At 48.9% G+C, this 22,254-nt stretch carries 24 protein-coding genes; 15 read left to right on the top strand and 9 right to left on the bottom strand.

Annotation, left to right across the window (positions count from 1 at the left end):
- Positions 1-470: 470 nt before the first annotated feature.
- Both H9Q13_RS16330 and H9Q13_RS16325 read left to right on the top strand, forming a co-directional pair.
- Positions 471-1,661: a CaiB/BaiF CoA transferase family protein gene (locus tag H9Q13_RS16330; protein ID WP_224744345.1), complete on the top strand. Its 1,191-nt coding sequence runs from the start codon at positions 471-473 to the stop codon at positions 1,659-1,661.
- A gap of 112 nt (positions 1,662-1,773) precedes the next feature.
- Positions 1,774-2,445 carry a hypothetical protein gene (locus H9Q13_RS16325; protein ID WP_191184874.1) on the top strand — a complete coding sequence of 224 codons (672 nt, stop codon included), beginning with the start codon at positions 1,774-1,776 and terminating at the stop codon, positions 2,443-2,445.
- Positions 2,446-2,533: 88 nt separating this feature from the next.
- Here H9Q13_RS16325 and H9Q13_RS16320 read toward each other — a convergent pair whose 3' ends face one another.
- Positions 2,534-3,280, bottom strand: coding sequence for a phenylalanine 4-monooxygenase (locus H9Q13_RS16320; RefSeq protein ID WP_191184873.1), 747 nt, complete (start codon positions 3,278-3,280; stop codon positions 2,534-2,536).
- 113 nt (positions 3,281-3,393) lie between these two features.
- Complete coding sequence (locus tag H9Q13_RS18075) at positions 3,394-3,564, bottom strand: hypothetical protein (RefSeq protein ID WP_224744344.1); 171 nt, start codon at positions 3,562-3,564, stop codon at positions 3,394-3,396.
- A gap of 273 nt (positions 3,565-3,837) precedes the next feature.
- On the opposite strand from H9Q13_RS18075, the gene H9Q13_RS16315 reads away from it, so the two are divergent.
- The gene (locus H9Q13_RS16315) at positions 3,838-4,839 is read left to right on the top strand and encodes an alkaline phosphatase family protein (RefSeq protein WP_224744343.1); all 1,002 of its coding nucleotides are present in this window, start codon (positions 3,838-3,840) and stop codon (positions 4,837-4,839) included.
- 164 nt (positions 4,840-5,003) lie between these two features.
- Positions 5,004-6,155, top strand: coding sequence for a hypothetical protein (locus H9Q13_RS16310; RefSeq protein WP_224744342.1), 1,152 nt, complete (start codon positions 5,004-5,006; stop codon positions 6,153-6,155).
- A 65-nt stretch (positions 6,156-6,220) separates the two neighbouring features.
- Here the strand turns inward: H9Q13_RS16310 and H9Q13_RS16305 are convergent, their stop codons facing one another.
- From H9Q13_RS16305 to H9Q13_RS16295, 3 genes are all read right to left on the bottom strand, one after another.
- Complete coding sequence (locus tag H9Q13_RS16305; protein WP_191184871.1) at positions 6,221-8,092, bottom strand: ABC-F family ATP-binding cassette domain-containing protein; 1,872 nt, start codon at positions 8,090-8,092, stop codon at positions 6,221-6,223.
- A 92-nt stretch (positions 8,093-8,184) separates the two neighbouring features.
- Positions 8,185-8,574 carry an SPW repeat protein gene (locus tag H9Q13_RS16300; RefSeq protein ID WP_191184870.1) on the bottom strand — a complete coding sequence of 130 codons (390 nt, stop codon included), beginning with the start codon at positions 8,572-8,574 and terminating at the stop codon, positions 8,185-8,187.
- Between the two features lie 88 nt (positions 8,575-8,662).
- Complete coding sequence (locus H9Q13_RS16295) at positions 8,663-9,193, bottom strand: RDD family protein (protein WP_224744341.1); 531 nt, start codon at positions 9,191-9,193, stop codon at positions 8,663-8,665.
- 325 nt (positions 9,194-9,518) lie between these two features.
- Between H9Q13_RS16295 and murI the strand changes: the two genes are divergently transcribed.
- The 8 genes from murI (at position 9,519) to H9Q13_RS16255 (ending at position 16,929) form a co-directional block, all read left to right on the top strand.
- Positions 9,519-10,337, top strand: a complete 819-nt coding sequence (gene murI, locus H9Q13_RS16290) for a glutamate racemase (protein ID WP_394367984.1) — start codon at positions 9,519-9,521, stop codon at positions 10,335-10,337.
- Between the two features lie 215 nt (positions 10,338-10,552).
- Positions 10,553-11,104 carry a hypothetical protein gene (locus H9Q13_RS16285; protein ID WP_191184869.1) on the top strand — a complete coding sequence of 184 codons (552 nt, stop codon included), beginning with the start codon at positions 10,553-10,555 and terminating at the stop codon, positions 11,102-11,104.
- A 157-nt stretch (positions 11,105-11,261) separates the two neighbouring features.
- Entirely contained in the window at positions 11,262-12,449 is a 1,188-nt protein-coding gene (locus tag H9Q13_RS16280) for a glutathionylspermidine synthase family protein (RefSeq protein WP_191184868.1), read from the top strand.
- 220 nt (positions 12,450-12,669) lie between these two features.
- Positions 12,670-13,773: a complex I subunit 1/NuoH family protein gene (locus H9Q13_RS16275; protein WP_191184867.1), complete on the top strand. Its 1,104-nt coding sequence runs from the start codon at positions 12,670-12,672 to the stop codon at positions 13,771-13,773.
- Between the two features lie 122 nt (positions 13,774-13,895).
- The gene (locus tag H9Q13_RS16270; protein WP_191184866.1) at positions 13,896-14,504 is read left to right on the top strand and encodes a NuoI/complex I 23 kDa subunit family protein; all 609 of its coding nucleotides are present in this window, start codon (positions 13,896-13,898) and stop codon (positions 14,502-14,504) included.
- Positions 14,505-14,550: 46 nt separating this feature from the next.
- Positions 14,551-15,063 carry an NADH-quinone oxidoreductase subunit J family protein gene (locus H9Q13_RS16265; protein ID WP_224744340.1) on the top strand — a complete coding sequence of 171 codons (513 nt, stop codon included), beginning with the start codon at positions 14,551-14,553 and terminating at the stop codon, positions 15,061-15,063.
- Complete coding sequence (gene nuoK, locus H9Q13_RS16260) at positions 15,063-15,377, top strand: NADH-quinone oxidoreductase subunit NuoK (RefSeq protein WP_191184865.1); 315 nt, start codon at positions 15,063-15,065, stop codon at positions 15,375-15,377. Before H9Q13_RS16265 ends, nuoK begins: the two co-directional genes overlap by 1 nt.
- A 259-nt stretch (positions 15,378-15,636) precedes the next feature.
- Positions 15,637-16,929 (top strand): T9SS type A sorting domain-containing protein, encoded by a 1,293-nt coding sequence (locus H9Q13_RS16255; protein ID WP_191184864.1) that lies wholly within the window; start codon positions 15,637-15,639, stop codon positions 16,927-16,929.
- A gap of 77 nt (positions 16,930-17,006) precedes the next feature.
- Here the strand turns inward: H9Q13_RS16255 and H9Q13_RS16250 are convergent, their stop codons facing one another.
- The 4 genes from H9Q13_RS16250 to H9Q13_RS16235 all read right to left on the bottom strand — a co-directional run bounded on the left by H9Q13_RS16250 (position 17,007) and on the right by H9Q13_RS16235 (position 19,487).
- On the bottom strand, positions 17,007-17,333 hold the full coding sequence (locus H9Q13_RS16250) for a HesB/IscA family protein (RefSeq protein WP_007656691.1): 327 nt from the start codon (positions 17,331-17,333) through the stop codon (positions 17,007-17,009).
- Positions 17,334-17,344: 11 nt separating this feature from the next.
- The gene (locus H9Q13_RS16245; RefSeq protein ID WP_191184863.1) at positions 17,345-17,752 is read right to left on the bottom strand and encodes a hypothetical protein; all 408 of its coding nucleotides are present in this window, start codon (positions 17,750-17,752) and stop codon (positions 17,345-17,347) included.
- 15 nt (positions 17,753-17,767) lie between these two features.
- Entirely contained in the window at positions 17,768-18,181 is a 414-nt protein-coding gene (gene iscU, locus H9Q13_RS16240) for a Fe-S cluster assembly scaffold IscU (protein WP_018478387.1), read from the bottom strand.
- A 91-nt stretch (positions 18,182-18,272) separates the two neighbouring features.
- On the bottom strand, positions 18,273-19,487 hold the full coding sequence (locus tag H9Q13_RS16235) for an IscS subfamily cysteine desulfurase (protein ID WP_191184862.1): 1,215 nt from the start codon (positions 19,485-19,487) through the stop codon (positions 18,273-18,275).
- Positions 19,488-19,604: 117 nt separating this feature from the next.
- Between H9Q13_RS16235 and mce the strand changes: the two genes are divergently transcribed.
- The 3 genes from mce to H9Q13_RS16220 all read left to right on the top strand — a co-directional run bounded on the left by mce (position 19,605) and on the right by H9Q13_RS16220 (position 22,217).
- Positions 19,605-20,006, top strand: coding sequence for a methylmalonyl-CoA epimerase (gene mce / locus H9Q13_RS16230; protein WP_191184861.1), 402 nt, complete (start codon positions 19,605-19,607; stop codon positions 20,004-20,006).
- 114 nt (positions 20,007-20,120) lie between these two features.
- Positions 20,121-20,693: an L-threonylcarbamoyladenylate synthase gene (locus tag H9Q13_RS16225; RefSeq protein ID WP_191184860.1), complete on the top strand. Its 573-nt coding sequence runs from the start codon at positions 20,121-20,123 to the stop codon at positions 20,691-20,693.
- 96 nt (positions 20,694-20,789) lie between these two features.
- Entirely contained in the window at positions 20,790-22,217 is a 1,428-nt protein-coding gene (locus tag H9Q13_RS16220; RefSeq protein ID WP_191184859.1) for a CCA tRNA nucleotidyltransferase, read from the top strand.
- Positions 22,218-22,254 lie beyond the last annotated feature (37 nt).

The following is a 22,254-nucleotide window of genomic DNA, read 5'->3' as shown; positions in this document are numbered from 1 at the left end:
ATGACTATTTGAAATGTTCAAAGTATTAGAATATCTCTATATAGCATGTAAGTTTGAAATATCACCCGGAATAAAGGTTTTCGTTAGTACTATATATAACTTAAACAATATTAGATTTTATTTACATAGATTTTTTTATATAAACGCTGAAACATTAAAAAAAAGACGGCGTAAACAAAGTCAAAGTGATTTAAACCATCATCTAAAAAACGATAAAAAAAGATTTATTTAAATTAAAATGAAAAAAGCTATACAAGACTCACCAAATTTCTATCTGCTTCTTGGCGTTAACATCATCAACGCGATCTTCATGCTGATATAGCGGCATCTCTACTCGATTTTAGATTTCAAAATTATATAGGCAGTTCTCCTTATCCGGAGAACTGCCTTTTTTTGTGGCTTTTTGATAGCTTTGCTAAAATGAGCTACCAGGCTTTTTAGAATTTACTCTACTTAAACGGAGCAGCGCTATGAACAAAGCAGAAGAACCCGTGTGTCAAGGTATGCTGGTGCTGGAACTGGCCAGTGTTTTGGCCGGGCCCAGCGTTGGGCAGTTTTTTGCAGAACTGGGGGCCACGGTCGTGAAACTGGAGAATGCAGTCACCAAGGGCGACGTAACCCGTACCTGGAAACTGGCCTCAGAGCGCATCGATACGGATAGCTCTGCTTACTTCTCTGCAGCCAATTGGGGAAAGCTGTCCCTGGGGCTGGACATAACGCAACCGACGGCCCTGGAAGTGGTGCACCGGTTGGCAGCAAGCGCCGATGTGGTGATTGCCAGTTACAAACCCGGCGACGCCGAAAAGCTCCAGGTAGATTACCATACTTTGCGCCAACTAAACCCCAGGCTGATTTATGGACACATTACCGGCTATGGTGCGGACGACAAGCGGGCAGGGTATGATGCGGTTGTGCAGGCCGAAAGCGGCTTTATGTATATGAACGGCGACCCGGATGGGCAACCGACCAAAATGCCCGTGGCCCTCATGGACATCCTGGCGGCACATCAGCTCAAAGAAGGTATACTGGTTGCCCTCTGGCAACGGGAACGCACCGGAAGAGGGCAGTATGTAACGGTTTCGCTGTTGGAAGCGGCCGTTTCGGCACTCGCCAACCAGGCGACCAATTACCTGGTGGCAGGGTACAATCCGCAACGGATGGGGTCGGGACATCCCAATATAGTCCCTTACGGCAGTGTGTTCATGAGCAAGGAGGGTTTGCCACTTGTGCTGGCCATAGGCGATGATCGGCAGTTTAGTAGACTTTGTGCCGTGCTGGGAGCCCCTGATTTAGCCGTGAACCCGGATTTTGCAACGAATGAGGCGAGAGTGCATCATCGGGCAATCATCAACGCGAAACTGAAAGAGCTGATCGGGCAGCAGGAGCGGAGTAGCTTGCTGGAGGCATTGCATACACGGCATGTACCCGCTGGGGCGGTGAATAGCATAGCAGAAGTATTCGAGCAGCCCCTGGCACGACAGATGTGCCTGCATGGAAGTGCGGGCTCAGCCGGCCTGCGGCAGGTTGCGTTCAAAGAGTCCGCCGCAGGTATAGCGGCCCTGACACCGCCCCCTGCTTATGGCCAGCATACCTGGCAAGTGTTGCAGGAATTGGCTGGCCTCAGTCCGGAAGAACTCACCGAGCTGCAACGCCAGGTATAGTAGTCGGTCAGGCGGCTTCAGAATTGCCCGAATGCTATACCTGCAATAACTATTTGTATTGCAAAACAGTACAAAATACAGCCATTTTTTAAAAAGGAATACCCTTATCAATATGAAAGATAGACTCGACGATATAATAACCGGCCTGCAGCAGAAGTCCACTACCAAGCAAGCCATCTACCGCAATACCCTGGATACTTTTAATCGGATGAAGGAAATCTCGCAGGAGATCGTAGCCGAGCTGACAGACCGCATTACCAAGCACAACGCCGATGTGGTGATTGAGTACCGCGCCATCAGCGACCTGGAGTTTCAGATTAAGTTTTCAGGTGATTTGCTGGTGTTTGTGATGCACTCCAACATTGTCACTTTTCCGGACGACTATGAGATCATGCGCACGGATTATATTGATGAGGATTTCAGGCGCAGGTTTTTTGGCCACATCATGGCCTATAACTTTATGGCCGACACCATCAAGTACAACCGTCTGGATGACCCGGGCTATTTGGTGGGCCGCATGCTCATCAACATTGAAAATCATTTCTGTATCGAGGGTGTCAAGCAGCTTGACCTGCCTTACGACCAGATCGCCCGAAATGTGATTACGGATGCGACCTTGCGGCTCATTGTGGAAAGTGCCATGATCGCCGCCGTGAACAACGACCTTATGGGCCAGGATGTGTCTGACATTGAGCGCATCACCTACAAGCAAAAGCTCGAAAATTCACAGCTGTCGAAGCCACGCAAGCTGGGTTTCATGATCAACCACGAACTGACGCATTGATCTCCCTTTTATTTTTATAGATTAATTATTGGCCCACCCCGCCTTACTCGCAGGAGTTTGCAGGAGTGGGCCAATATTGTTTCAGGAACTAGTTCAGAGGTGCAAATTCCTTCTTTCTCAACTCATCCAAAGCCTTCTCGATTACTGGCAGGCTATCCCGTAGCTGCTCAAAACTGCTGATGCAGAAATACTGACTCTGGAAGGTTTCTTTGATATAGCCTGTATCCAGGATGTGCTGCACATCAAAATCAAACTTCACGCTTTCTTCCGATACAGACAGGTTGCTTTCTCCTACCGAGGAAAGGATGCCTGCCCCATAGATCTGGGCTTGCTGACCTGGTTGGCGGAACAAGCCAAACTCGATGGTGTACCAGTAGATGCGTGTCAGCCGATCGATAATGTCTGGGCGGTCGAGGTGACCTAGCGCCATTTCGGACAGTTTAGCCAGGAAATCGCAGTACACAGGTATGGTGAGGAGCGGCACGTGGCCGAACACGTCATGGAACATGTCGGGTTCTTCGAGGTAGTCGAGCTGCTGCATGGTGCGCACCCACACCGTGGCCGGAAACTGCTTGTTGGCGATGAGCTGGAAGAACAAGGCGTCGTCTACTATACCTGGCGCAGCCACAACCTCAAACCCTGTGAGGGGCTTCAGTTTGCTGTTTACCTCAGCAAAGTCAGGTATACGGTCCCGGCTGAATCCTACTTTCTCAAGCCCTTCCAAAAATTCGGGTACGGCCTTACCCGGAAGGTTATGTATTTGCCGATCGTAGAGGATGGCCCATACCTGGTGGTTCTCTGGAGTATAGCTGCTGTAGTTCTGTGTCAGGTTCATGGTTGAGTTTTATAAAATTTGTTGTTTGAGTTAGGTATAAAATGAAAAAAGCAGAGCTTTCGCTCTGCTTCAGTTATATCAGTCAGGGTTCCTTTTTGGTTTGTCCCTGGTTTTTACTTCTTGTAAAGTCGCCTGATTGCCTGAGAGAGCGCCGTAAAGCCGCGGTAATAATAACCGTAGCAATAATAGGACGCACGATAGGAATCAGCGGAAACAGCATGCAGCAGCTCCATGCCGAGAGGCATTGGTAAAACGAGGGTCGCTATGGCTGCTTGTTTATGCATTTGGTTTATGATGTACGCAAAGACGTGATATTTCGGGACAAACGCAAAATAATAGACAAAGTTTTGCACGATCACGCGAAGTAAAGGCCTTTACGCCATAACTTATATTGGTTTCGTATACATTAATGAAGGGAATCTTTTATAATTCAACGACTTAAGACCATGAAGCCTTTTTGGAAGGATCGCAGAACAAACAAAAGCTATACGTTCGGTAGGGGCTTGTTCTCTGCATTGGTCCTGACTTCGATTGCTTTGCTATTGTCTTGTGCTTCCATGAATACCAAAGAAAAAGGCATGCGCACGGAGTATGTCGTGATTGTCGTGATCGACGGGACACGCTGGTCCGAAACCTGGGGCGCAACTCCTGGGCTGATTCCCAATATGTCGGGCGAGTTAAGAAAGGAGGGAAGTTTTCTGCCAAAGTTCTATAATGACGCCTATACCTATACCAACTCCGGCCATGCCGCTATTCTGACAGGGGTAAACCAGCCAATCGACAATTACGGCGATGAACTTCCGGCTAACCCCTCCATTTTTCAATATTATCTGAAGCAGACAGGCAAACCGGCAACCTCCGCCTGGATCGTTTCGAGCAAAGACAAGCTACACATACTGGCTGATACCAAACGCCCGGACTGGAAGGGCACCTTTAATCCGTCGGTGAATGCGGGCGTGAACGGTCCCGGCACCGGCTACCGCCAGGATTCGCTTACCCTGGTAGAAGCAAAACGGGTGCTGGCCACACACAAGCCTAACCTGATGCTCATCAACTTTATGGAGCCTGATGGCTATGCGCATGCCGGCAACGAGGAATATTACCTGCGGGGTATTATGCGAAATGACAGGTATGTGAAGGAGCTTTGGGATTTTCTGAATGAGCAAGCGCCTTTTAAAGGCAACACGACACTGCTCATCACCACAGACCATGGCCGTCACCTGGACGGGATAGACGGTGGCTGGATGGAGCACGGCGATAACTGCGCTGGCTGCCAACAGAGTTATCTGCTGGCACTAGGCCCCGATTTCAGGCGCGGAGAAATAGAAACCCGATATACCCTCATCGACATTGCTCCCACAGTGGCCCGCCTGCTCAATTTCACAATGGACTCGGTGGTGGTGGTTCCCCGCGTGGACACCACGGTAGTGGAACTGGCTATGGACACTACGCTGATGGCAGCCAGAAAAGACTCCATCCGGCTGGAAATAAAAATGGACACCACTGTGCTAAAGGCGCGGGTTATCGAAGAGCTGTTTTCCGGAAAGGGCCGCCGGTAATTGATTTTAACAGAGCCTATACCTATCGGTCGTATTAGCATTTGGTTCAGGCAAAAAGGTAAAACGAATAAGCTTTATCTCGCATTTATATGCCTGCTTATACCTCAAGTATGAGGTTTTGATGGTAAATGCCAAGAAGACTTATACAAATAAAGAATAAAAGGATGCTTTCAGTTATTACACCAGAGATAGTGCGTTGCCTGGCTTGCCGCTTTGCATACCCGCTGGTGTACTTTATGCTGCTATGGCAACAGGCTTCGGGACAAACGCTGGCGCTTACGGCAAGTGATGGCGAACAGGCAGCTCTGGTTGAGAACACAACTAGTAAGGAAAATCCGCTGTTTACGGACGAAACCGTTCTGCAATTCAGACTGGTAGTGGATTACCAGGAGCTGCTCAAAGATCGCGGTGACGAACGGGGGTACCACCAAGGGACATTGTCCTATACCGGATCTGCTGGCGAAACCTTCACGCTGCCCCTTAAAGTAATGGTGCGGGGCAATCGCCGCCGTGATCCAAGTGTTTGCCGTTTTCCGCCGCTTATGCTCAACTTCATCCGGAAAGCCATGCCGGAGGGGACTATCTTCGCGGGTTCGAATAAAATAAAGCTTGTCACGCACTGCATAGGCGAGGATTATGTGTTGCGGGAATATCTGGTGTATAAAGCTTATAATGTGCTCACAGACCAAAGTTACCGGGTGCGCCTTTGCCAGGTGGAGTATGTAGACGCAGCGGGTGAGCGGAAAACGGAGCAACGGTATGCTTTTATGATCGAAGACGACAAAGATATGGCCTCCCGTAACAAGGCAAAGCTGCTTTCAAAGAAGGTCTTTGTCAGGATGGATCGGGCGGACCAGAAGGCCATGGCCAGGCTGGCTCTGTTCCAGTACATGATCGGAAACACAGACTGGTCAGTGCCTTTCCGCCATAACATCGACCTTATCTACACAGACCCACTTGCGCCGCCTATACCTGTGCCCTTCGACTTCGATTATTGTGGCATGGTAGCGGCGCCCTATGCAAGCCCACCGCCCGAACTAGGTATAAGTTCGGTCAAGCAGCGGCTATACCGGGCTTATGCCTTCCCCGAGAATATACATCGTGAGATGGTCAATACATTTAACTCGTACCGCACGCCAATCTATGCCGTTTACCGGCAGTGCGAACCCATGAGCAGGTCCGACTTGAAACGCTCGCTCAAATACCTGGACAGCTTTTACAAGACTATCAACAACCCCAAGAAATTTGAGAGTAAGATTGTGAAGGTCGGGGAGAGGAACCAAAAAAGCTATGTGTCCGTGAAAGGACTGCAATAAAAAAATCGAGGCAAGAAACAGCTGAGCTGCTTTTTGCCTCGATTATATGTTACAGCAGGTATAGCCTACATGATCTCTGACAGTTCCAGCCAGCGCATTTCCTTCTCTTCCAGCTGCTCATTTATCTGTTTCAATTCGGTGGCCCAGGCTGTCAGCTGCTCGTGATCAGAGGTGGTGCCGGCGTTCATGGTTTCGATGAGGTTGATTTTTCGGGTCTCGAGCTGCGCCATTTGCTGCTCCAGTTCCTCAAACTCTTTTTTTTCCTGGTAAGAGGGCTTGCGCTTGCTAACAGGTTTCTCTTGCTTCTTCTCCATAACAGGGGCGGCTTGCTTTGTCTCCTGTTCGGTTTTTTCCTCTGCCTTCAGCCACTCGCGGTAATCGGTGTAGTTGCCCGGGAAGTTTCGGATCTTGCCTTCGCCCTCAAACACAAACAGGTGGTCTACCAGCCGGTCCATAAAGTAACGGTCGTGCGACACCATGAGCATGCAGCCGCCGAAGTTGAGCAGGAAGTCCTCGAGTATGTTGAGCGTGATGATATCGAGGTCGTTCGTGGGTTCGTCCAGTATCAGGAAGTTAGGGTTCTTGATCAGTACACGCAGTAGTTGCAGACGACGCTTCTCGCCACCGCTCAGCTTACTCACAAAGGTATACTGCTGTGCCGGCGCGAACTGGAAGTGCTGCAGAAACTGGCTGGCCGTGATCACCTCGCCATTGGCCATCTCCACCACTTCGGCAATCTCCTTCACTATGTCGATTACCCGCTGGTCATCTTTGAAGGTGAGCTCATCCTGGGTATAGTAACCAAACACGGTGGTCTGGCCGGCATCTATCGTGCCGCTGTCAGGCTGCAGTTTGCCGGTAAGCATGTTCAGGAAAGTGGATTTTCCGGCCCCATTCGGGCCGACTATACCTATGCGGTCTTTCTTTTTGAAGACATAGGAGAAATCATCTACTATTTTCTTGTTGCCGAAGGACTTGGAGATATGGTCCACCTCGATGATTTTGCCCCCCTGACGTGTGGTTTTGACGGATAGCTCCAGCTGTGGCGCAGCTGTTTTCTTGGCGGCTTTCTCCTTCAGTTCCTCAAAGGCATCTACCCGATACTTGGCTTTGGTGCCACGGGCTTTTGGCTGGCGTCGGATCCAGTCGAGTTCTTTGCGCATGAGGTTACGGGCCTTCTCGGTTTCAGCGGCTGCCATTTCCTCACGCGAAGCTTTTTTCTCTACAAAGTAACTGTAATTGCCTTTGTAGGTATAGAGTTCGCCGTTGTCGAGCTCGGCTATTTCGGTGGCTACTTTGTCCAGGAAATAACGGTCGTGGGTCACCATCAGGATAGTGGTGTTCTGAGTAGAGAGCAGGCCTTCGAGCCACTCAATTGTGTCAAGGTCCAGGTGGTTGGTGGGCTCATCCAGAATGAGCATAGTGGGCTCCTCGATGAGTACACGGGCCATGGCCACACGCTTGCGCTGTCCGCCCGAGAGGTGTTTGATCTGCTGCTCTAGGTTGTGAATACCCAGCTTGGAGAGAATCTGCTTTACTTTGATCTCAAAATCCCAGGCCTGCAATTCATCCATACGCTCCATGAGATGCTGCATTTTCTCGGCGCTGGTCTCCGGGTGCGAAATGGCCACTTCGTATTCCCGGATCGTGTCGAGCACCTCGCCCTGACCCGAAAAAATGGTCTGCTGCACGGTAAGCTCTTCATCAAACTCCGGGTTTTGTCCCAGGAAGCCGATGGAAACTTCTTTGCGCACGCTCACACTGCCTTCGTCGGGTGGCAATTTGCCAGCCAGCACATTGAGCAGGGTGGTTTTGCCGGAGCCGTTCACGCCCACTAGTGCCACACGCTGCCCCTGGCTAATACCAAAGTTCAGGTTTTTGAAAAGCCAGCGCTCGCCGAAGCTTTTGGATATATTTTCTGCAGATAGGTAATTCATAAGGCAAATTTACGCATTTATACGCTTAGGTTCAGACAAAATAAAACAGGCTGACTTTAGAAGCCAGCCTGTTTTCGTGCCCGGTCAAAAAATTACCGGAGTGTCTCTTCGTGTGCGACATTGGTTTTGTAGGCTCTGCTAGGCGTACGGTGTGTGGTGAGCGAGGCCAGCATCGAGAATACCCCAAAAATCAAATGGGGCGCATAAACAAAGTCAGCGAAGCCAAACAGCCAGGGTGAAAGTGCCAGGATAACGCCTATGCCAAAGTCCATCATCAGGTGTGTCTGCATCGGGATCTTTTTAACGATGCCCGCCTCAAAGTCTGTGAATACGGTCTGGAGCAGCACAAGGGCACCTATTACGACGGCCACCCATGTTTCAGCCCCGCCTGCCGCAAATCCGAAAAGCCACGGAGACGCGATCAGAAGAATACCATATACATAATCCAAAATGCCGTGGAAACGGGTTGGGATAAATCTCATAATTTCCTCCTTTCTGCTTGATATACAAGGTATATTATACGTACGCCAAAAAGGGGTGGTAGCAATTAGCCAGAATTTTTAGTGCAATTTACTGCTCTGTCACCACAACGATAGTGCGGGCAATACAATCGTGCAGCGCCTGGCGGCGACGGGTGCTCAGGATCAGTAAAAAGCCTGTCAGTAAAGGCAGGGCGGAGATTATCTTGGAGAAGTAGCGCAAATTGGCTTGCCAGAAGGAAATACGCTTGCCCCTCAGGTCAGTCACTTTCAGGCCGAGAGTAAATTTGCCTATGGTCGCCTGCTTGGGAGAAGACTCCAGCAATGTGTTATAGAGCCAGTGAAGCACAGGAAAATAGAGACTGAAAATAAAAACCTTAAGCACAGCCTGAAACTCCATGATGCTGATGCCCCCATTCGACAGAACTTCTTTCCAAGTATTAAACTGCAATGGGTTTTCAGCCGTGGAGTAAAGAATGATTGAATAAAAGAAGACCAGAATCGTCATGTCTACCAGAAAGGCGACAGCACGGCTAACCAGGTTGCCGTACAGGGGAGCTCGCCTGATCATAGGCGAGGCAGGCATGCTCACAAAAGCTGAGTTTGAGATAGCAGTTGGCATAAGGGCTAGGTTTAGTGGTAAATAGACTGCTGTATCTGCTGTATGATAAAGCCAACGTGATGTCAATTGTTTAGCTGGTCCGGATGGGTATTTCCGTATAACCTTCACCTTGTAAATATACTGATCTAAATATAGTAAGTTGTTTTTGCAGTTACAAAATATATTGTTAAAATAATATAACTTGTAAACAGTGTTCAGGGCTCCGCAGTTCGAATTATAACCCAATAATAATTTCAAATAATTCAATTCAATAAAATTATTCAGCCAACGTGCTTCAAATCATGGTCAGCGTCATTTTTTAACTGAATTTGGCCTATCTTCGCTTATGATGGTACAAGAAAACAAGCATAGGCCCATTGGGATATTCGACAGCGGCATTGGGGGATTAACGGTGGCGCAGGCTATCGTACAGGCACTTCCCGATGAGCGATTGGTATACTTCGGCGATACGGCGCACTTGCCCTACGGCGACAAGTCCACAGCGGCTATTCAGGCTTATGCCGTCAAGATATGCGACCTGTTGTTACGGCAACGCTGCAAAGTTATCCTGATCGCCTGCAACTCGGCTTCGGCGGCTGCCTACGAATTGGTGAAAGAGTATGTGGGCAGCAAAGCCAAGGTACTGAACGTGATAGACCCCATCGTGCAATACATCGGCCAAACATACCCGGGTAAAACAATCGGCCTGATTGGCACGAAACAGACCGTGAACTCCAATGTGTACCGTAAGAAGGTGGATGAACTCGACTTGAACATCACGCTGAAGTCGCATGCCACACCACTTTTAGCGGCCATGATCGAGGAGGGGTTTTTCAACGACTCTATATCAGAGAGTGTGATCCATGCTTACCTGTCGGACCCTGATCTGCAAGGTATAGAGGCGCTCATACTAGGCTGCACGCATTACCCGCTCATCAAAAAGCAGATAGAGAGCTATTATCAGGGCAAGGTCGATGTGCTGGATGCCAGCCAGATCGTGGCACAGCATGTAAAGGCATTTCTGGAGACCAGCGACCTGGCTTCGGACCAAATTACGAGCGACCATACCTTCTATGTATCAGACTTCACCCGTTCTTTCGAAGAGAGTACCCGTATTTTCTTTAAGCGCGAAGTGCACCTGGAGCATTATCCGCTGTGGGAGTAGCTGGAAATTAAGAGTTGGAGAGTTTGGGAAAACAGTAATCTATCCAAATTGTGCACCCGACAATTAACGAACAACGGATAACGATCAACGAAATTTACAGTGAGTTGTGCACCGTAACCGACAAATCAACGGTTAAGCAATTAATACAGACGGCTGTCCAACAATTCCAAAACTGCCGTAAAACAAGTACCTTTATATAACAATCGAGAATTGATATGAAAAAGCGATATTTAACGATAGGGGACTTCAAGCGCAATGCCTTTATTGTGGCCGCCGCCGCTACGCTGGGCCTGACTAGCTGTGATTCGAATCCCCGGAATGAAGACGAGTGGAATGCCGGTACGGAAGTGCCTGCTCCGGACGGTATCGTAACCGAGCTGACCGAAGAGGCGCCCGACCAATGGAAGATAACGGATGAGCGCACCACAGCGCCGGGCCAGAGCATGGCGATTCTGAAGTATAACGATGGCCGTGTAGACACCTTGCAGGGACTCGCCTTAGAAAACCAAATGCGCGACATCGCCAAAAATGAGCAGCAGTACAACCAGGGTGGCTTCGGTCTGGGCAGTGTGCTGTGGTGGAGCGGTATGGGCTTTATGGCCGGCCGTATGATGTCGCCAAGACCAGCTTACTATGCCAATCCGGGCGTGATGAACAATACAGCAGCCTGGAGACAAAATGTGCAGACTTATCGCCAACAAGCTACAGCGCCGAGAAGTGGCCGTAGTGGGTACTTCCGTGGACGCAGCGGCGGGGCAGGTGCTTAGTTTTTAGGTATAGGCCGTATTCATAACTGACACTAGGTATAACTTAGTCTATTGGTTGTATACCTTTCTATACCTTCATTTTAGGTATAGCCTAATAGGCATAACCCTATGTGGCTATACCTGTATTTAAGTCCAATCTCTTTTTTCAGGGAGTTTCATGTTAGAAAATTCTAAAACCAGTATCCGCACCGTAGCGCATGGCGGCGACGTGGAAAAAGCAGTGCGCGGTCTCGGTTGGGAGTGGTGCGTGGAAGATGGCTGTGCTAATTATCTGCCAGGCGAGGCAGTGGTAATCAGCGAAGAGGAGGCTGAAGAATTGCTCGACGCGGCCAGTGCACTTTATGATATGATGGTGCAGGCCGTACCAAACGATCTGCCTGACGCTTTCCTGAAAGTGCTGGGTATACCGGAGAATCTCTGGCAACTCGTGCGCCTGTCCTGGAACGACGACCGGCAGTGGCACCTCTATGGCCGCTTTGACCTAGCCATGACGCCGGACGGCCCCAAGCTGCTGGAGTTCAATGCCGATACGGCCACCTCTATACCTGAGACAGCTGTGGTGCAGTGGGCTAGCCTGGCTGCGGCCGGTAAGAACGAAGCGAACCAATATTCCGGTTTATACGAGGCTTTGGTAGAGCAGCTCAAGCAATGGCGTGAGCAGAACAGCGACCTGGCACCGGCTCTGTTGGTCACCTACATCGGGGCCAGCCTGGAAGACGAGGCCAATTGCGCAGTGATCACGCAAGCTGCCATTGAAGCGGGCTTTGAAGCGCATTTGTGCCCGATCGAGGACATGACAATCTCAACAGAGGGCGAAGAGAAAGGTATATGGGCGCAGGTAGATACAGACCAATGGCGTCATTTTCCTTTCCTTTTCAAGCTATTACCCTGGGAGCAGATTGCCTGGGAGGAGCCAGAATTGTTGGATAGCCTGACCTTGCTTTCCCGTTCCCGCACCGTGACTATTGCTAACCCAGCCTATACCTTGCTCTTCCAAAGTAAAGGCATGCTGGCTTGGCTTTGGAAGGCGTTCCCATACCATCCGTTACTGCTGGAAGCTGACCTGGAGCCCCTGACAGGGAAATACATCAAGAAACCATATTTCGGCAGAGAAGGCCAAAGCATAGAAGTAGTGGATCGCGGCAAGGTGACTAAAGTAGAGGGCGAGTATGACCAGCAACAACAGGTATACCAGCGCTGGTGCGAATTACCAGAGGACGCAAAAGGCTACCAATACCAGGCCGGCGTGTTCTGGGCAGGCGAGGGTAGTGCCATCGGTTTTCGTCGAGAGAAAGGCATCATCACCAACTTGTCGCAGTTTGTGCCGCATCTGGTGGAGGGGTGAAAAGATTTGAAGACGTGGAAATTTGAAAATGAATTTCGGACAAGCTGTGCAACCTGCTTTTAAAGGAAGCCGCATATTAGTAGAGTATTAAGCAGATCTGAATTCGCTGCTGATTTTTCAAGTATCAAAAATTAAAAAATCACTTTGTCTCCTAAATTCCACATCTTCAAATCTCCAAATTAAAAACTTACCTTTGCCTGTTACTAAAACCTGACCGCCTATGCTTGCTTTCGTGCTGACACTTGTGCTTTTACTGGGCATCGTAATCGTGCTGGCGTATGCAGAGCGGAAGGTGGCAGCCTTTATGCAGGACCGCCTTGGCCCAACAGAGGCGGGGCCGTATGGCTCGTTGCAATCGGTGTTGGACGTCGTAAAACTGCTCCAGAAAGAAGACATTATACCTGCAGCGGCTGACAAAAAACTCTTTAAACTAGCACCCATCCTTATTTTTGCTGCCGTATTCGCGGGCTTCGCCGTTATACCTTTCGCACCGGAGTTGGTGCCGGCAGGTATAGGCATCGGGGTTTTCTACCTGCTGGCCATTATCTCGCTCGATGTGGTCGGCTTGCTGATGGCGGGCTGGGGTTCCAATAACAAGTATGCCATGTTGGGTGCTATGCGCTCAGTCGCCCAAATCGTGTCCTATGAAATTCCGGCTGGCCTGGCTATCCTTTCTGTGGTCATGGTCTGCCAATCGCTCGACTTTCAGGAGATCAGCTACCAGCAAGGAATCCTGCTGAACCGCTTCTCTGGACTGGAGTTCGAACAGAACTGGCTCTTTGGCATTGAAGCCCTAGGTATAGACACAACCAAAATAGGCGGTATCACTACCTGGAACATCTTCCGGGCACCTATCTTGCTGGTCGCTTTTGTGATTTACTTTATAGCCTCGCTTGCCGAAAGCAACCGGGCACCGTTCGATATACCTGAAGCGGAGTCGGAACTGGTGGCGGGTTTCCATGTGGAGTACTCCGGTTTCCGGTTCGCCGTGTTGTTTCTGGCCGAGTATAGTATGATGGTGTTGGTCAGCCTGGTGGCAGTAATCCTGTTTCTGGGGAGTTGGAATACGCCGCTGCCTAACCTGACTGCCCTGAAACTGGCCAATTGGACAACGGGTACGATAGGCGGTGTATCAGGTATACTTTGGGGAGGGTTTTGGCTACTGAGCAAAACTTTCGTACTGCTGTTTCTGCAACTGCAAATTCGCTGGACATACCCGCGTTTGCGCGTAGACCAGCTCATGCACTTGTGCTGGAAAGTGCTTACGCCCATTGCCTTGGCCGTTGTGCTGCTAGCAGGTATATGGCGGTTGCTGATGATTTAAGTTTAGATTGTAGTAGTTAGACGTTAGATATTAGACATTAAAATATTAGGCTTATAGAGGAGATCAGGAATAGAACGTTTATGTCTGAATTCTAACATCTGAAGTCTAGTGTCTTATAAAAAATGGAAAGAACAGCCCTAAAACATAAAGCCGGATTTTGGGAAGTAACCAAGTCGCTGTTGAGTGGCTTGCGGCTGACCTGGAAGCATTTTACCAATGCAGGCAAGCGGCGTAATCCCGTGCCCGTCATGGATAAGAACTACTTTAACCAACCGGAAGGACTGGTTACGCTCACTTATCCGTATGAGGCTATACCTGTGCCAGACAACGGCCGTTACCGGTTACACAACGAGATCGACGATTGCATTGTGTGTGACCTTTGCGCCAAGATTTGCCCGGTTAACTGTATCACGATTGAGTCAGTGAAGGCGACGGAAGAGATTGGCATGACCTCTGACGGTACCAAAAAGCGACTTTACGCCCCCGTGTTCGACATCGACATGGCGAAGTGCTGCTACTGTGGCCTCTGTACCACCGTCTGCCCAACCGACTGCCTAACCATGACACCGGTGTATGATTTCGCAGAAGTGGATATCAAGAACATGATTTACCACTTCACAGATCTTTCGCCTGAGGAGGCAGCGGAGAAAAAGCAACTCTTGCAGAAGCAGCAGGAGGAGATGGCGGCAGCTAAAGCAGCGGCTCTGGCAGCCAGAAAGCAGCAGGGCTGATCCATAGGAATGATTACTGTTAATTGATTACTGATCACTGATAAAGATGCTTTTCTATTTTTTTGCAGCGGTAGCAATTCTTTCTGGCGCTTATATGGTGCTGACACGCAACCTGCTCTATGCAGGATTCGCGCTTCTGCTTACCTTGCTGAGCGTGGCGGCGATCTATGTGCTGTTGTTTGCCGACTTTGTGGCCGTTACACAGCTGATGGTATACGTGGGCGGCGTGCTGGTATTGATTCTGTTCGGCATTATGCTGAGCAGCCGCGTGCACGACAAATCGGTGATGTCAGAAAATGTGAACAAAGGCTGGGGTATCACGATTTCACTGTTAACGCTTATTGGGCTTTGCTATACCATCTGGCAGACCAAATTTGCCTCATTGCCCTGGTTGCAGGCAGCCAGCACGGATATGTTGGGGGCTCAGAAAAGCACGGTGCAAGGTATAGGCATCAAGCTGATGACAGACTTTGTGTTGCCATTTGAAATAGCCTCCTTGTTGCTGCTCATTGCCTTGATAGGAGCCGCTTATATCGCCACTGATAAACAAGAAGTATAATGCTCAACCAGATTCCTTTAGAACATATTTTGCTGCTGAGCGCTGTGCTTTTTAGCCTGGGTATACTGGCTGTCATCACCAAGCGGCATGCAGTGGTCGTCCTGATGGGGATAGAGCTAATTTTCAATGCGGCCAACCTCAACTTGGTAGCATTTAGTCGCCATGATCCTCAGCTCATGCAAGGTCAATTGTTTTCCCTCTTTGTTATTATCATAGCAGCTGCCGAGGCCGCCGTTGCATTGGCAATCGTGCTACGTGTTTACCAGCATTTCAATACCGCTAACCTGAACCAAATTGTAACATCGGAAGATTAAGGTTAATCCTCATTCTACAAATTGGTGTTCTCAATCTTTCCTTCCAAAAAGGCCATTTCTTCATAGCCTAATTATTGTCGCCCATTAAGTGGTGATAAAGAAGTATTTATGTGATGATTATTCGGTGGTTAAACACTGAATAAAAAAATATTCCCATTAGATATCTTTTTTGAACTTATAAAATTGGCTAAGAGTTACTGAACAAATTCTATCATTAATAGCATTACTTCAGTATTCAAAAATTTTACTTTTAGCCAAAATGACAAAAGAGATGGCATGGGTAAGATATGCGAAAGCATATATTTTGCTTGTGTTTTGTGTATATGCTCAGTCGGCTAATGCACAAGCAGTAGAAATGGGTAGTATAGTAAGGGCCTATACGCAGGATTTCAATTCCTTACCGAGAACCGGGACTCAAGCTGAATTAGGTGTCAATGCCTTTATTCCAGATGGCTGGACGGTGCATCGTTCCCCTGCCAGCAATGTCATTTTCGTCAATAACGGCTCATCCAATACAGGTGGACTTTATAGCTATGGCCATACAAGTTCGACCGATCGGGCACTTGGCGCTCTTACCGCTTCCGGGACAGAGATAACCTATAACCTTCTGTTGCAAAACACATCAGGCAGAACCATCACTGCGCTTGATTTGAGTTACATAGCAGAGCAGTGGCGCTGTGGGAGTGCAAATACAGATGTTCAGCGACTACTTTTTACCTATGCCATTGCAGAGCATCCCTCAGCTTTTAACCTAACTGTCAAGCTCAATACCCCCGGCTGGACCACCGTACCTTCCTTGCAGTTCAATAGTCCTGTCAATAAGAGAACGGCGGGTCATGTTGATGGCAACCTGCCTCAGAACCGTATGGAGTTTTCCTATACCTTCCCGGAAGCGATACCGAGCGGGCATTACATCATGCTGCGCTGGTATGATCCGGATGAACTGCAACAGGACCATGGCTTGGCGATAGATGATGTGCGCGTATCGTGGAATTTTACACAGGATTATACGCCGTTGCCGGTAGAGCTTACTAAGTTTACAGCACGGGCAACAGGAAATGCGGTCGAGTTGAATTGGACAACCGCATCTGAGCAGAACAGCCGCCACTTTGAAATTGAGCGTAGTACCGATGGGCGGCAATATCAGACAGCAGGTATAGTCGCGTCGCAGGGAACAACCAGCCTTATTACTCACTATGCCTTTCGCGATGAAAATCCATTGCCTGGCGTTTCCTACTACAGGTTGAAGCAAGTGGACGAGGACATGACGTATGCCTATTCGAAAGTAATAACTGTAAGTACAGGGCAGATAACTTCAGCTTCTTTATACCCCACCATTGCCTCTCAGGAAATTAAGTTACAAATACCGCTATCACAGACAATTTATACTGTGATGGTGTATGATAAACTTGGAAGAAATGTTCTCCAGCAGTCACTCTTGGGCAGTTCGGTCCATACCCTAAATATCAGTTCGCTCGGCTATGGCAATTATATGCTGGTGCTGTTGGATGAGGCGGGAAAGAAACAGGTGATGAAGTTCCTGAAAAAATAAGGCTGAGGTATGCCATAAAAGCAGAAGGGCCAGCTAGTAAAAGCTGGCCCTTCTGCTCTATATAAGCTGCTGTTATATTAAACGGAGAAACTGTCGCCGCAACCGCAGGTACGGGAAGCATTGGGGTTATTGAAGTAAAAGCCTTTGCCGTTCAGACCGTCCGAAAAATCAAGTTCGGTACCGGCTAGGTATAGGAAGCTTTTCATGTCAACCACTACCTTTATGCCTTTGTCTTCAAACTCCTGGTCCATGGGCTTTACCTCATCATCGAAGTCGAGGTTATAGGAAAGCCCGGAACAGCCACCACCTGCAACAGATGCGCGCAGACGAAACGTATCGTCGAGCTGGGCGTCCTGCTTCAGCTTCAACACCTTCTCTTTTGCTTTATCTGATACTGTTATCATAATCGTTTTCTTTAAGACACCGGGTTTAATACAACACTGAAAACAGTGATCGTGTTCATGTCCCGGCCAAAGTATAACTTGTCAAGCGCCTCGTACATGTTGTGTGCCCGGAAATAGGAAGTATTCAATTCCTTATCTCCACGGGCCATCCATTGTACGGTATAAGGGCTCTCCTTGTCTTTATAACTCTGCACGTAGTCAAGCATGCGGTGCAGCACATCCAGTTTGTCGTAGCCCAATTCGGTATGGAAGAGGAACGACTGATTGTGGCGCGGGTTTACCGTAATCAGGTCCAGACGCACTTTGTTGTCCATCTGTCTGAATTCGAAAAGCAGACTGTCGCCACTTAATCCTAAGTGGTTTTCAATCTGCTTTTGAATACGCGCAATCTCTACGTGTACTTCTGGTGTTGACTCCATGCGTGAGTCTAGGTCTTAGTGGTGAGATTTAGGCATTTCCAATGCTGGAAGGCCGTTCTTTACTCTGTAGTCGTTAATGGCAGACTTGATCGCGTCTTCAGCCAGTACCGAGCAGTGAATTTTCACAGGAGGCAAGGCCAACTCTTCCACAATGTCCATGTTGTCGATTGACAGGGCTTCGTCCACAGATTTTCCTTTCAGCCACTCGGTAGCCAGAGAAGAAGAAGCGATAGCAGAACCACAACCAAAAGTCTTGAACTTTGCGTCTGTGATAATCTGGTTTTCGTCTACTTCAATCTGAAGGCGCATTACGTCGCCGCACTCAGGCGCACCTACCAGGCCGGTACCCACATTGTTCTTCGCTTTGTCAAGCGTTCCAACGTTGCGTGGGTTGTTATAATGATCGATTACTTTATCTGAATAAGCCATAGCTATATTTAATTACGAATTAAAAATTATGAATTGCATCAGGATTGAAGAGTTAAGCTATGCTTAATTCCCCATTCCTGATTTTAATTGATTAATGTTCCGCCCACTCAATTGAGTTCAGGTCGATACCTTCTTTGAACATCTCCCACAGAGGAGACATCTCACGCAGCTTGCTTACCGCTTCTTTTACGTGGTCGATGGCGTAGTCCACTTCCTCATCAGTTGTGAAACGGCTCAGGCCGAAACGCAGCGAAGAGTGAGCCAGGTCATCACTTAAACCTAACGCTTTTAGTACGTAAGATGGTTCTAATGAAGCGGAAGTACAGGCAGATCCGGAAGAAACAGCGATGTCTTTCACACCCATCATCAGACCCTCACCTTCTACATACTTGAAAGAGATGTTGGACACGTGCGGCAGACGGTGCTCAACAGAACCGTTCACATAAGACTCTTCGATTGTCAGAAGCTCTTTCTCCAGACGGTCGCGCATAGCAGAGATACGGGCTGTATCGGCTGCCATCTCTTGCTTGGCCAGTTCGCAGGCCTTGCCCAATCCAACTATACCTGTTACGTTCAACGTGCCAGAGCGCATACCGCGCTCGTGTCCGCCACCGTCCATCTGGGCAGTTACTTTCACACGCGGGTTCTTACGGCGTACATATAGGGCACCAACACCTTTCGGGCCGTACATCTTGTGACCGGAAAAAGCCAACAGGTCAATACCATCGGCTTCCACGTCTACCGGAATTTTACCAACTGCCTGCGTCGCGTCTGTGAAGAACAGCACACCGTGCTTCTTGGCGATAGCAGATATTTCTTTGATCGGCTGGATCACACCTACCTCGTTGTTGGCATACATGATCGAGATCAGGATCGTCTGATCCGTGATGGCTTCTTCCAACTGCTTGAGGTCAATCAGACCTTCTGCGTCAACTGGGAGGTAAGTTACCTTGCCACCGATCTTCTCAATGTGCTTGCACGTATCCAGCACGGCTTTGTGCTCGGTAGTAGCCGTAATAATGTGGTTACCCTTAGAGGCATACATCTCAAACACACCCTTAATAGCCAGGTTGTCAGACTCAGTAGCGCCCGAAGTGAAGATGATTTCTTTTGGTGAACAGTTGATAAGTGAGGAAATTTGCTCACGTGCATAGTCAACAGCCTCCTCGGCATGCCATCCAAATGCGTGGTTACGGGAAGCGGCGTTGCCAAACTTGTTAGTAAAGTACGGCATCATAGCCTCCAGCACACGTGGATCCATGGGCGTAGTGGCATTGTTGTCTAAGTATATCGGAAATGTTAGCATATCACTATTTTTTATCTCTTTTTGTCCTGTCTGATTAACAGTTGTGAGAAATTATTAGTTTTGAATTCCCTGCAAAATTAACAAAAAAAGGTTACTTAGACTAATTACAAATTGAAAATGCTAAACGTAGAACATATAGGTATAGCGGTTAAGAATTTTAGCGAAGCAAACGGGCTATATTTCAAACTGCTGGGCGTAGAGCCCTACAAAACTGAGTTTGTGGAGTCAGAGGCAGTAAACACCTCTTTCTTTAGGGTTGGCGGCACCAAAATCGAGCTTTTGGAGGGCACAACGCCCGATAGCGCTATCAGTAAATTTATAGAGAAGCGTGGCGAGGGTATACACCACATCGCCTTTGAGGTGGAAGATATACTGGCCGAAATGGAGCGGCTGAAAAAAGAAGGGTTTACACTGCTGAACGAAACACCCAAAAAAGGCGCCGACAACAAACTGGTGTGTTTTGTGCACCCCAAAAGCGCAAACGGCGTGCTGATAGAGCTGACACAGGAGATTAGGTAAATGATTAAATGGCTGTATTGTTAAATTGTTAAACGTAGCTATACCTATTCATTAAGTATAGAAGCATTTATAGTAACAACCATTTAGCCATTAAACAATTTAACCATCAAGAAGATGAAACACTTTCTGAAAGAAGTACAGGCGGCGGAAGAAGAGTTGCTGGTCGGCAACGTGATCTTATATCCTACCGACACGGTATGGGGCATTGGCTGCGATGCCGAGAATGCCGAAGCTGTCAAAAAAATATTCAAGATAAAGGAGCGGGAAGAGTCCAAGTCGATGATTATACTGGTGAGCGACGTGGAAATGCTCAAACGCTATGTAGAGGAGGTGCCAACAGGTTTTGCAGAATTGGCAAAAACGCAGGAGCGACCAACTACTTTTGTGCTCTCAGGAGCCCAGAACCTGCCGAAAGAACTGGTGGCCGAAGACGGCAGCATCGGTGTGCGTATCGCCAAAGACGAATTCTGCCACCGCCTGATGCAGCAAATCGGTCGCCCCTTGGTTTCCACATCGGCCAATGTAAGTGGGGAACCCTCGCCACAAACTTTCGCCGAAGTGTCTGATAAGATCAAGGAGCGAGTAGACTATGTGGTGCAGTGGCGTCAGGACGAGGAGGTGGAGAGCAGGCCGTCCCGTATCATTAAGATTGACGAAAGTGGCAAACAGACAATCATCAGAGATTAAAGCAATGGCGAAATAAGCGGCGGCTTTCAATATATCTCTTTATTTTTGTGCCTCAGCCGTGCGGTTCTGTACTGTCTGAGGTTTTGATACTTTTGAATGGATAACATAAAATTACCGGAGCACCCCATTTTTGACACAGTGGCCGCTGCAGCCGAGGAGGCTGGCGTAGATGCTTATGTGATCGGGGGATTCGTGCGTGACCTGGCCCTGAAACGGCCTTCCAAAGACATTGACGTGGTTTGTGTGGGCAATGGGATTGAGCTTGCCGAGCTTGTGTCGCATAAACTGCCGCATAGGCCCAAGGTGTCGGTTTTCAAGCATTTCGGGACGGCCATGCTGCGCTCCGGCGAGTGGGAGGTAGAGTTTGTCGGTGCCAGAAAGGAGTCTTATCGGGAGCATACGCGCAAGCCAGATGTAGAAACCGGGACGCTTGAAGATGACCTGAAACGCCGGGACTTTACCATCAATGCGTTGGGTATAAGCCTCAACAAAGAGAATTACGGCCAGTTGATTGACCGCTTCGAAGGTATAAAGGACATGAAGCGCAAGATTATCCGCACGCCGCTGGAACCCGGTATTACCTTCTCCGACGACCCGCTGCGCATGATGCGGGCCATCCGCTTCGCCTCCCAGCTCAATTTCGACATTGCCCCCGAGACCTTCGACGCCATTATCGACAACAAGGAGCGCATCAAAATCGTGTCGCAGGAGCGCATCACGGACGAGCTGAACAAGATCATCCTGTCTCCACAACCTTCCTATGGCTTTAAGCTGCTCTTTGCCTCTGGCCTGTTGCAGCTTATTTTTCCGAAAATGGCCGAGCTGCAAGGAGTGGAGACCATCAAGGGGAATTCGCATAAAGACAACTTCTACCATACCCTGCAGGTGCTCGACAATGTGGCCGAGGTGTCAGATGACCTGTGGCTACGCTGGTCTGCTATTATGCACGACATTGCCAAACCCGATACCAAGCGCTACCACGAAAAAGTAGGCTGGACCTTCCACGGGCATGAGGAACGGGGTGCCCGTATGGTGCCGAGACTGTTCAAAGAGTTGAAGCTTCCGCTGAATGAGCACATGAAGTTTGTGCAAAAGCTGGTGCGCCTGCACTTGCGGCCGATTGCGCTGGTGAAAGATACCGTGACAGATTCGGCTTTGCGCAGGCTTCTGTTCGAAGCCGGAGACGACATCGACGCCCTCATGAAACTTTGCCGGGCCGATATCACCTCCAAAAACGACACCAAGGTAAAACGCTACCTGCAGAACTTCGACAAGGTAGAGAAACGCCTGATAGAAGTAGAGGAAAGCGACAAACTGCGTAACTTCCAACCGGTGATTACAGGTGAGATCATTATGGAAACATTCGATCTGAAGCCATCTAAGACGGTAGGGGAGTTAAAGGAAGCCCTGACAGAGGCGATACTGGAAGGAACCGTTAAAAACGAGTTTGGCGAAGCCTTCGCTTTCCTCCTCAAAAAGGGAGAAGAGATGGGACTCCGCCAGGTAAACTCACCAAACAACTGAATCACTCAGGTATAGAACCTGTAAGCAGGTATAAAGT

Origin of the sequence: Pontibacter aquaedesilientis (assembly GCF_014773225.1) — a bacterium.
GTDB classification, from domain to species: domain Bacteria; phylum Bacteroidota; class Bacteroidia; order Cytophagales; family Hymenobacteraceae; genus Pontibacter; species Pontibacter aquaedesilientis.
Note: the sequence above shows the minus strand (reverse complement) of the source record. Positions and strands in the feature narration are given on the sequence as shown.

What these genes read in the sequence shown, in the direction of transcription:
- H9Q13_RS16330 (WP_224744345.1), top strand. Translation starts at nt 471, where the DNA reads ATGAACAAAGCAGAAGAACCCGTGTGTCAAGGTATGCTGGTGCTGGAA.
- H9Q13_RS16325 (WP_191184874.1), top strand. Translation starts at nt 1,774, where the DNA reads ATGAAAGATAGACTCGACGATATAATAACCGGCCTGCAGCAGAAGTCC.
- H9Q13_RS16320 (WP_191184873.1), bottom strand. Translation starts at nt 3,280, where the DNA reads ATGAACCTGACACAGAACTACAGCAGCTATACTCCAGAGAACCACCAG.
- H9Q13_RS18075 (WP_224744344.1), bottom strand. Translation starts at nt 3,564, where the DNA reads ATGCATAAACAAGCAGCCATAGCGACCCTCGTTTTACCAATGCCTCTC.
- H9Q13_RS16315 (WP_224744343.1), top strand. Translation starts at nt 3,838, where the DNA reads ATGAATACCAAAGAAAAAGGCATGCGCACGGAGTATGTCGTGATTGTC.
- H9Q13_RS16310 (WP_224744342.1), top strand. Translation starts at nt 5,004, where the DNA reads ATGCTTTCAGTTATTACACCAGAGATAGTGCGTTGCCTGGCTTGCCGC.
- H9Q13_RS16305 (WP_191184871.1), bottom strand. Translation starts at nt 8,092, where the DNA reads ATGAATTACCTATCTGCAGAAAATATATCCAAAAGCTTCGGCGAGCGC.
- H9Q13_RS16300 (WP_191184870.1), bottom strand. Translation starts at nt 8,574, where the DNA reads ATGAGATTTATCCCAACCCGTTTCCACGGCATTTTGGATTATGTATAT.
- H9Q13_RS16295 (WP_224744341.1), bottom strand. Translation starts at nt 9,193, where the DNA reads ATGCCAACTGCTATCTCAAACTCAGCTTTTGTGAGCATGCCTGCCTCG.
- murI (WP_394367984.1), top strand. Translation starts at nt 9,519, where the DNA reads ATGATGGTACAAGAAAACAAGCATAGGCCCATTGGGATATTCGACAGC.
- H9Q13_RS16285 (WP_191184869.1), top strand. Translation starts at nt 10,553, where the DNA reads ATGAAAAAGCGATATTTAACGATAGGGGACTTCAAGCGCAATGCCTTT.
- H9Q13_RS16280 (WP_191184868.1), top strand. Translation starts at nt 11,262, where the DNA reads ATGTTAGAAAATTCTAAAACCAGTATCCGCACCGTAGCGCATGGCGGC.
- H9Q13_RS16275 (WP_191184867.1), top strand. Translation starts at nt 12,670, where the DNA reads ATGCTTGCTTTCGTGCTGACACTTGTGCTTTTACTGGGCATCGTAATC.
- H9Q13_RS16270 (WP_191184866.1), top strand. Translation starts at nt 13,896, where the DNA reads ATGGAAAGAACAGCCCTAAAACATAAAGCCGGATTTTGGGAAGTAACC.
- H9Q13_RS16265 (WP_224744340.1), top strand. Translation starts at nt 14,551, where the DNA reads ATGCTTTTCTATTTTTTTGCAGCGGTAGCAATTCTTTCTGGCGCTTAT.
- nuoK (WP_191184865.1), top strand. Translation starts at nt 15,063, where the DNA reads ATGCTCAACCAGATTCCTTTAGAACATATTTTGCTGCTGAGCGCTGTG.
- H9Q13_RS16255 (WP_191184864.1), top strand. Translation starts at nt 15,637, where the DNA reads ATGACAAAAGAGATGGCATGGGTAAGATATGCGAAAGCATATATTTTG.
- H9Q13_RS16250 (WP_007656691.1), bottom strand. Translation starts at nt 17,333, where the DNA reads ATGATAACAGTATCAGATAAAGCAAAAGAGAAGGTGTTGAAGCTGAAG.
- H9Q13_RS16245 (WP_191184863.1), bottom strand. Translation starts at nt 17,752, where the DNA reads ATGGAGTCAACACCAGAAGTACACGTAGAGATTGCGCGTATTCAAAAG.
- iscU (WP_018478387.1), bottom strand. Translation starts at nt 18,181, where the DNA reads ATGGCTTATTCAGATAAAGTAATCGATCATTATAACAACCCACGCAAC.
- H9Q13_RS16235 (WP_191184862.1), bottom strand. Translation starts at nt 19,487, where the DNA reads ATGCTAACATTTCCGATATACTTAGACAACAATGCCACTACGCCCATG.
- mce (WP_191184861.1), top strand. Translation starts at nt 19,605, where the DNA reads ATGCTAAACGTAGAACATATAGGTATAGCGGTTAAGAATTTTAGCGAA.
- H9Q13_RS16225 (WP_191184860.1), top strand. Translation starts at nt 20,121, where the DNA reads ATGAAACACTTTCTGAAAGAAGTACAGGCGGCGGAAGAAGAGTTGCTG.
- H9Q13_RS16220 (WP_191184859.1), top strand. Translation starts at nt 20,790, where the DNA reads ATGGATAACATAAAATTACCGGAGCACCCCATTTTTGACACAGTGGCC.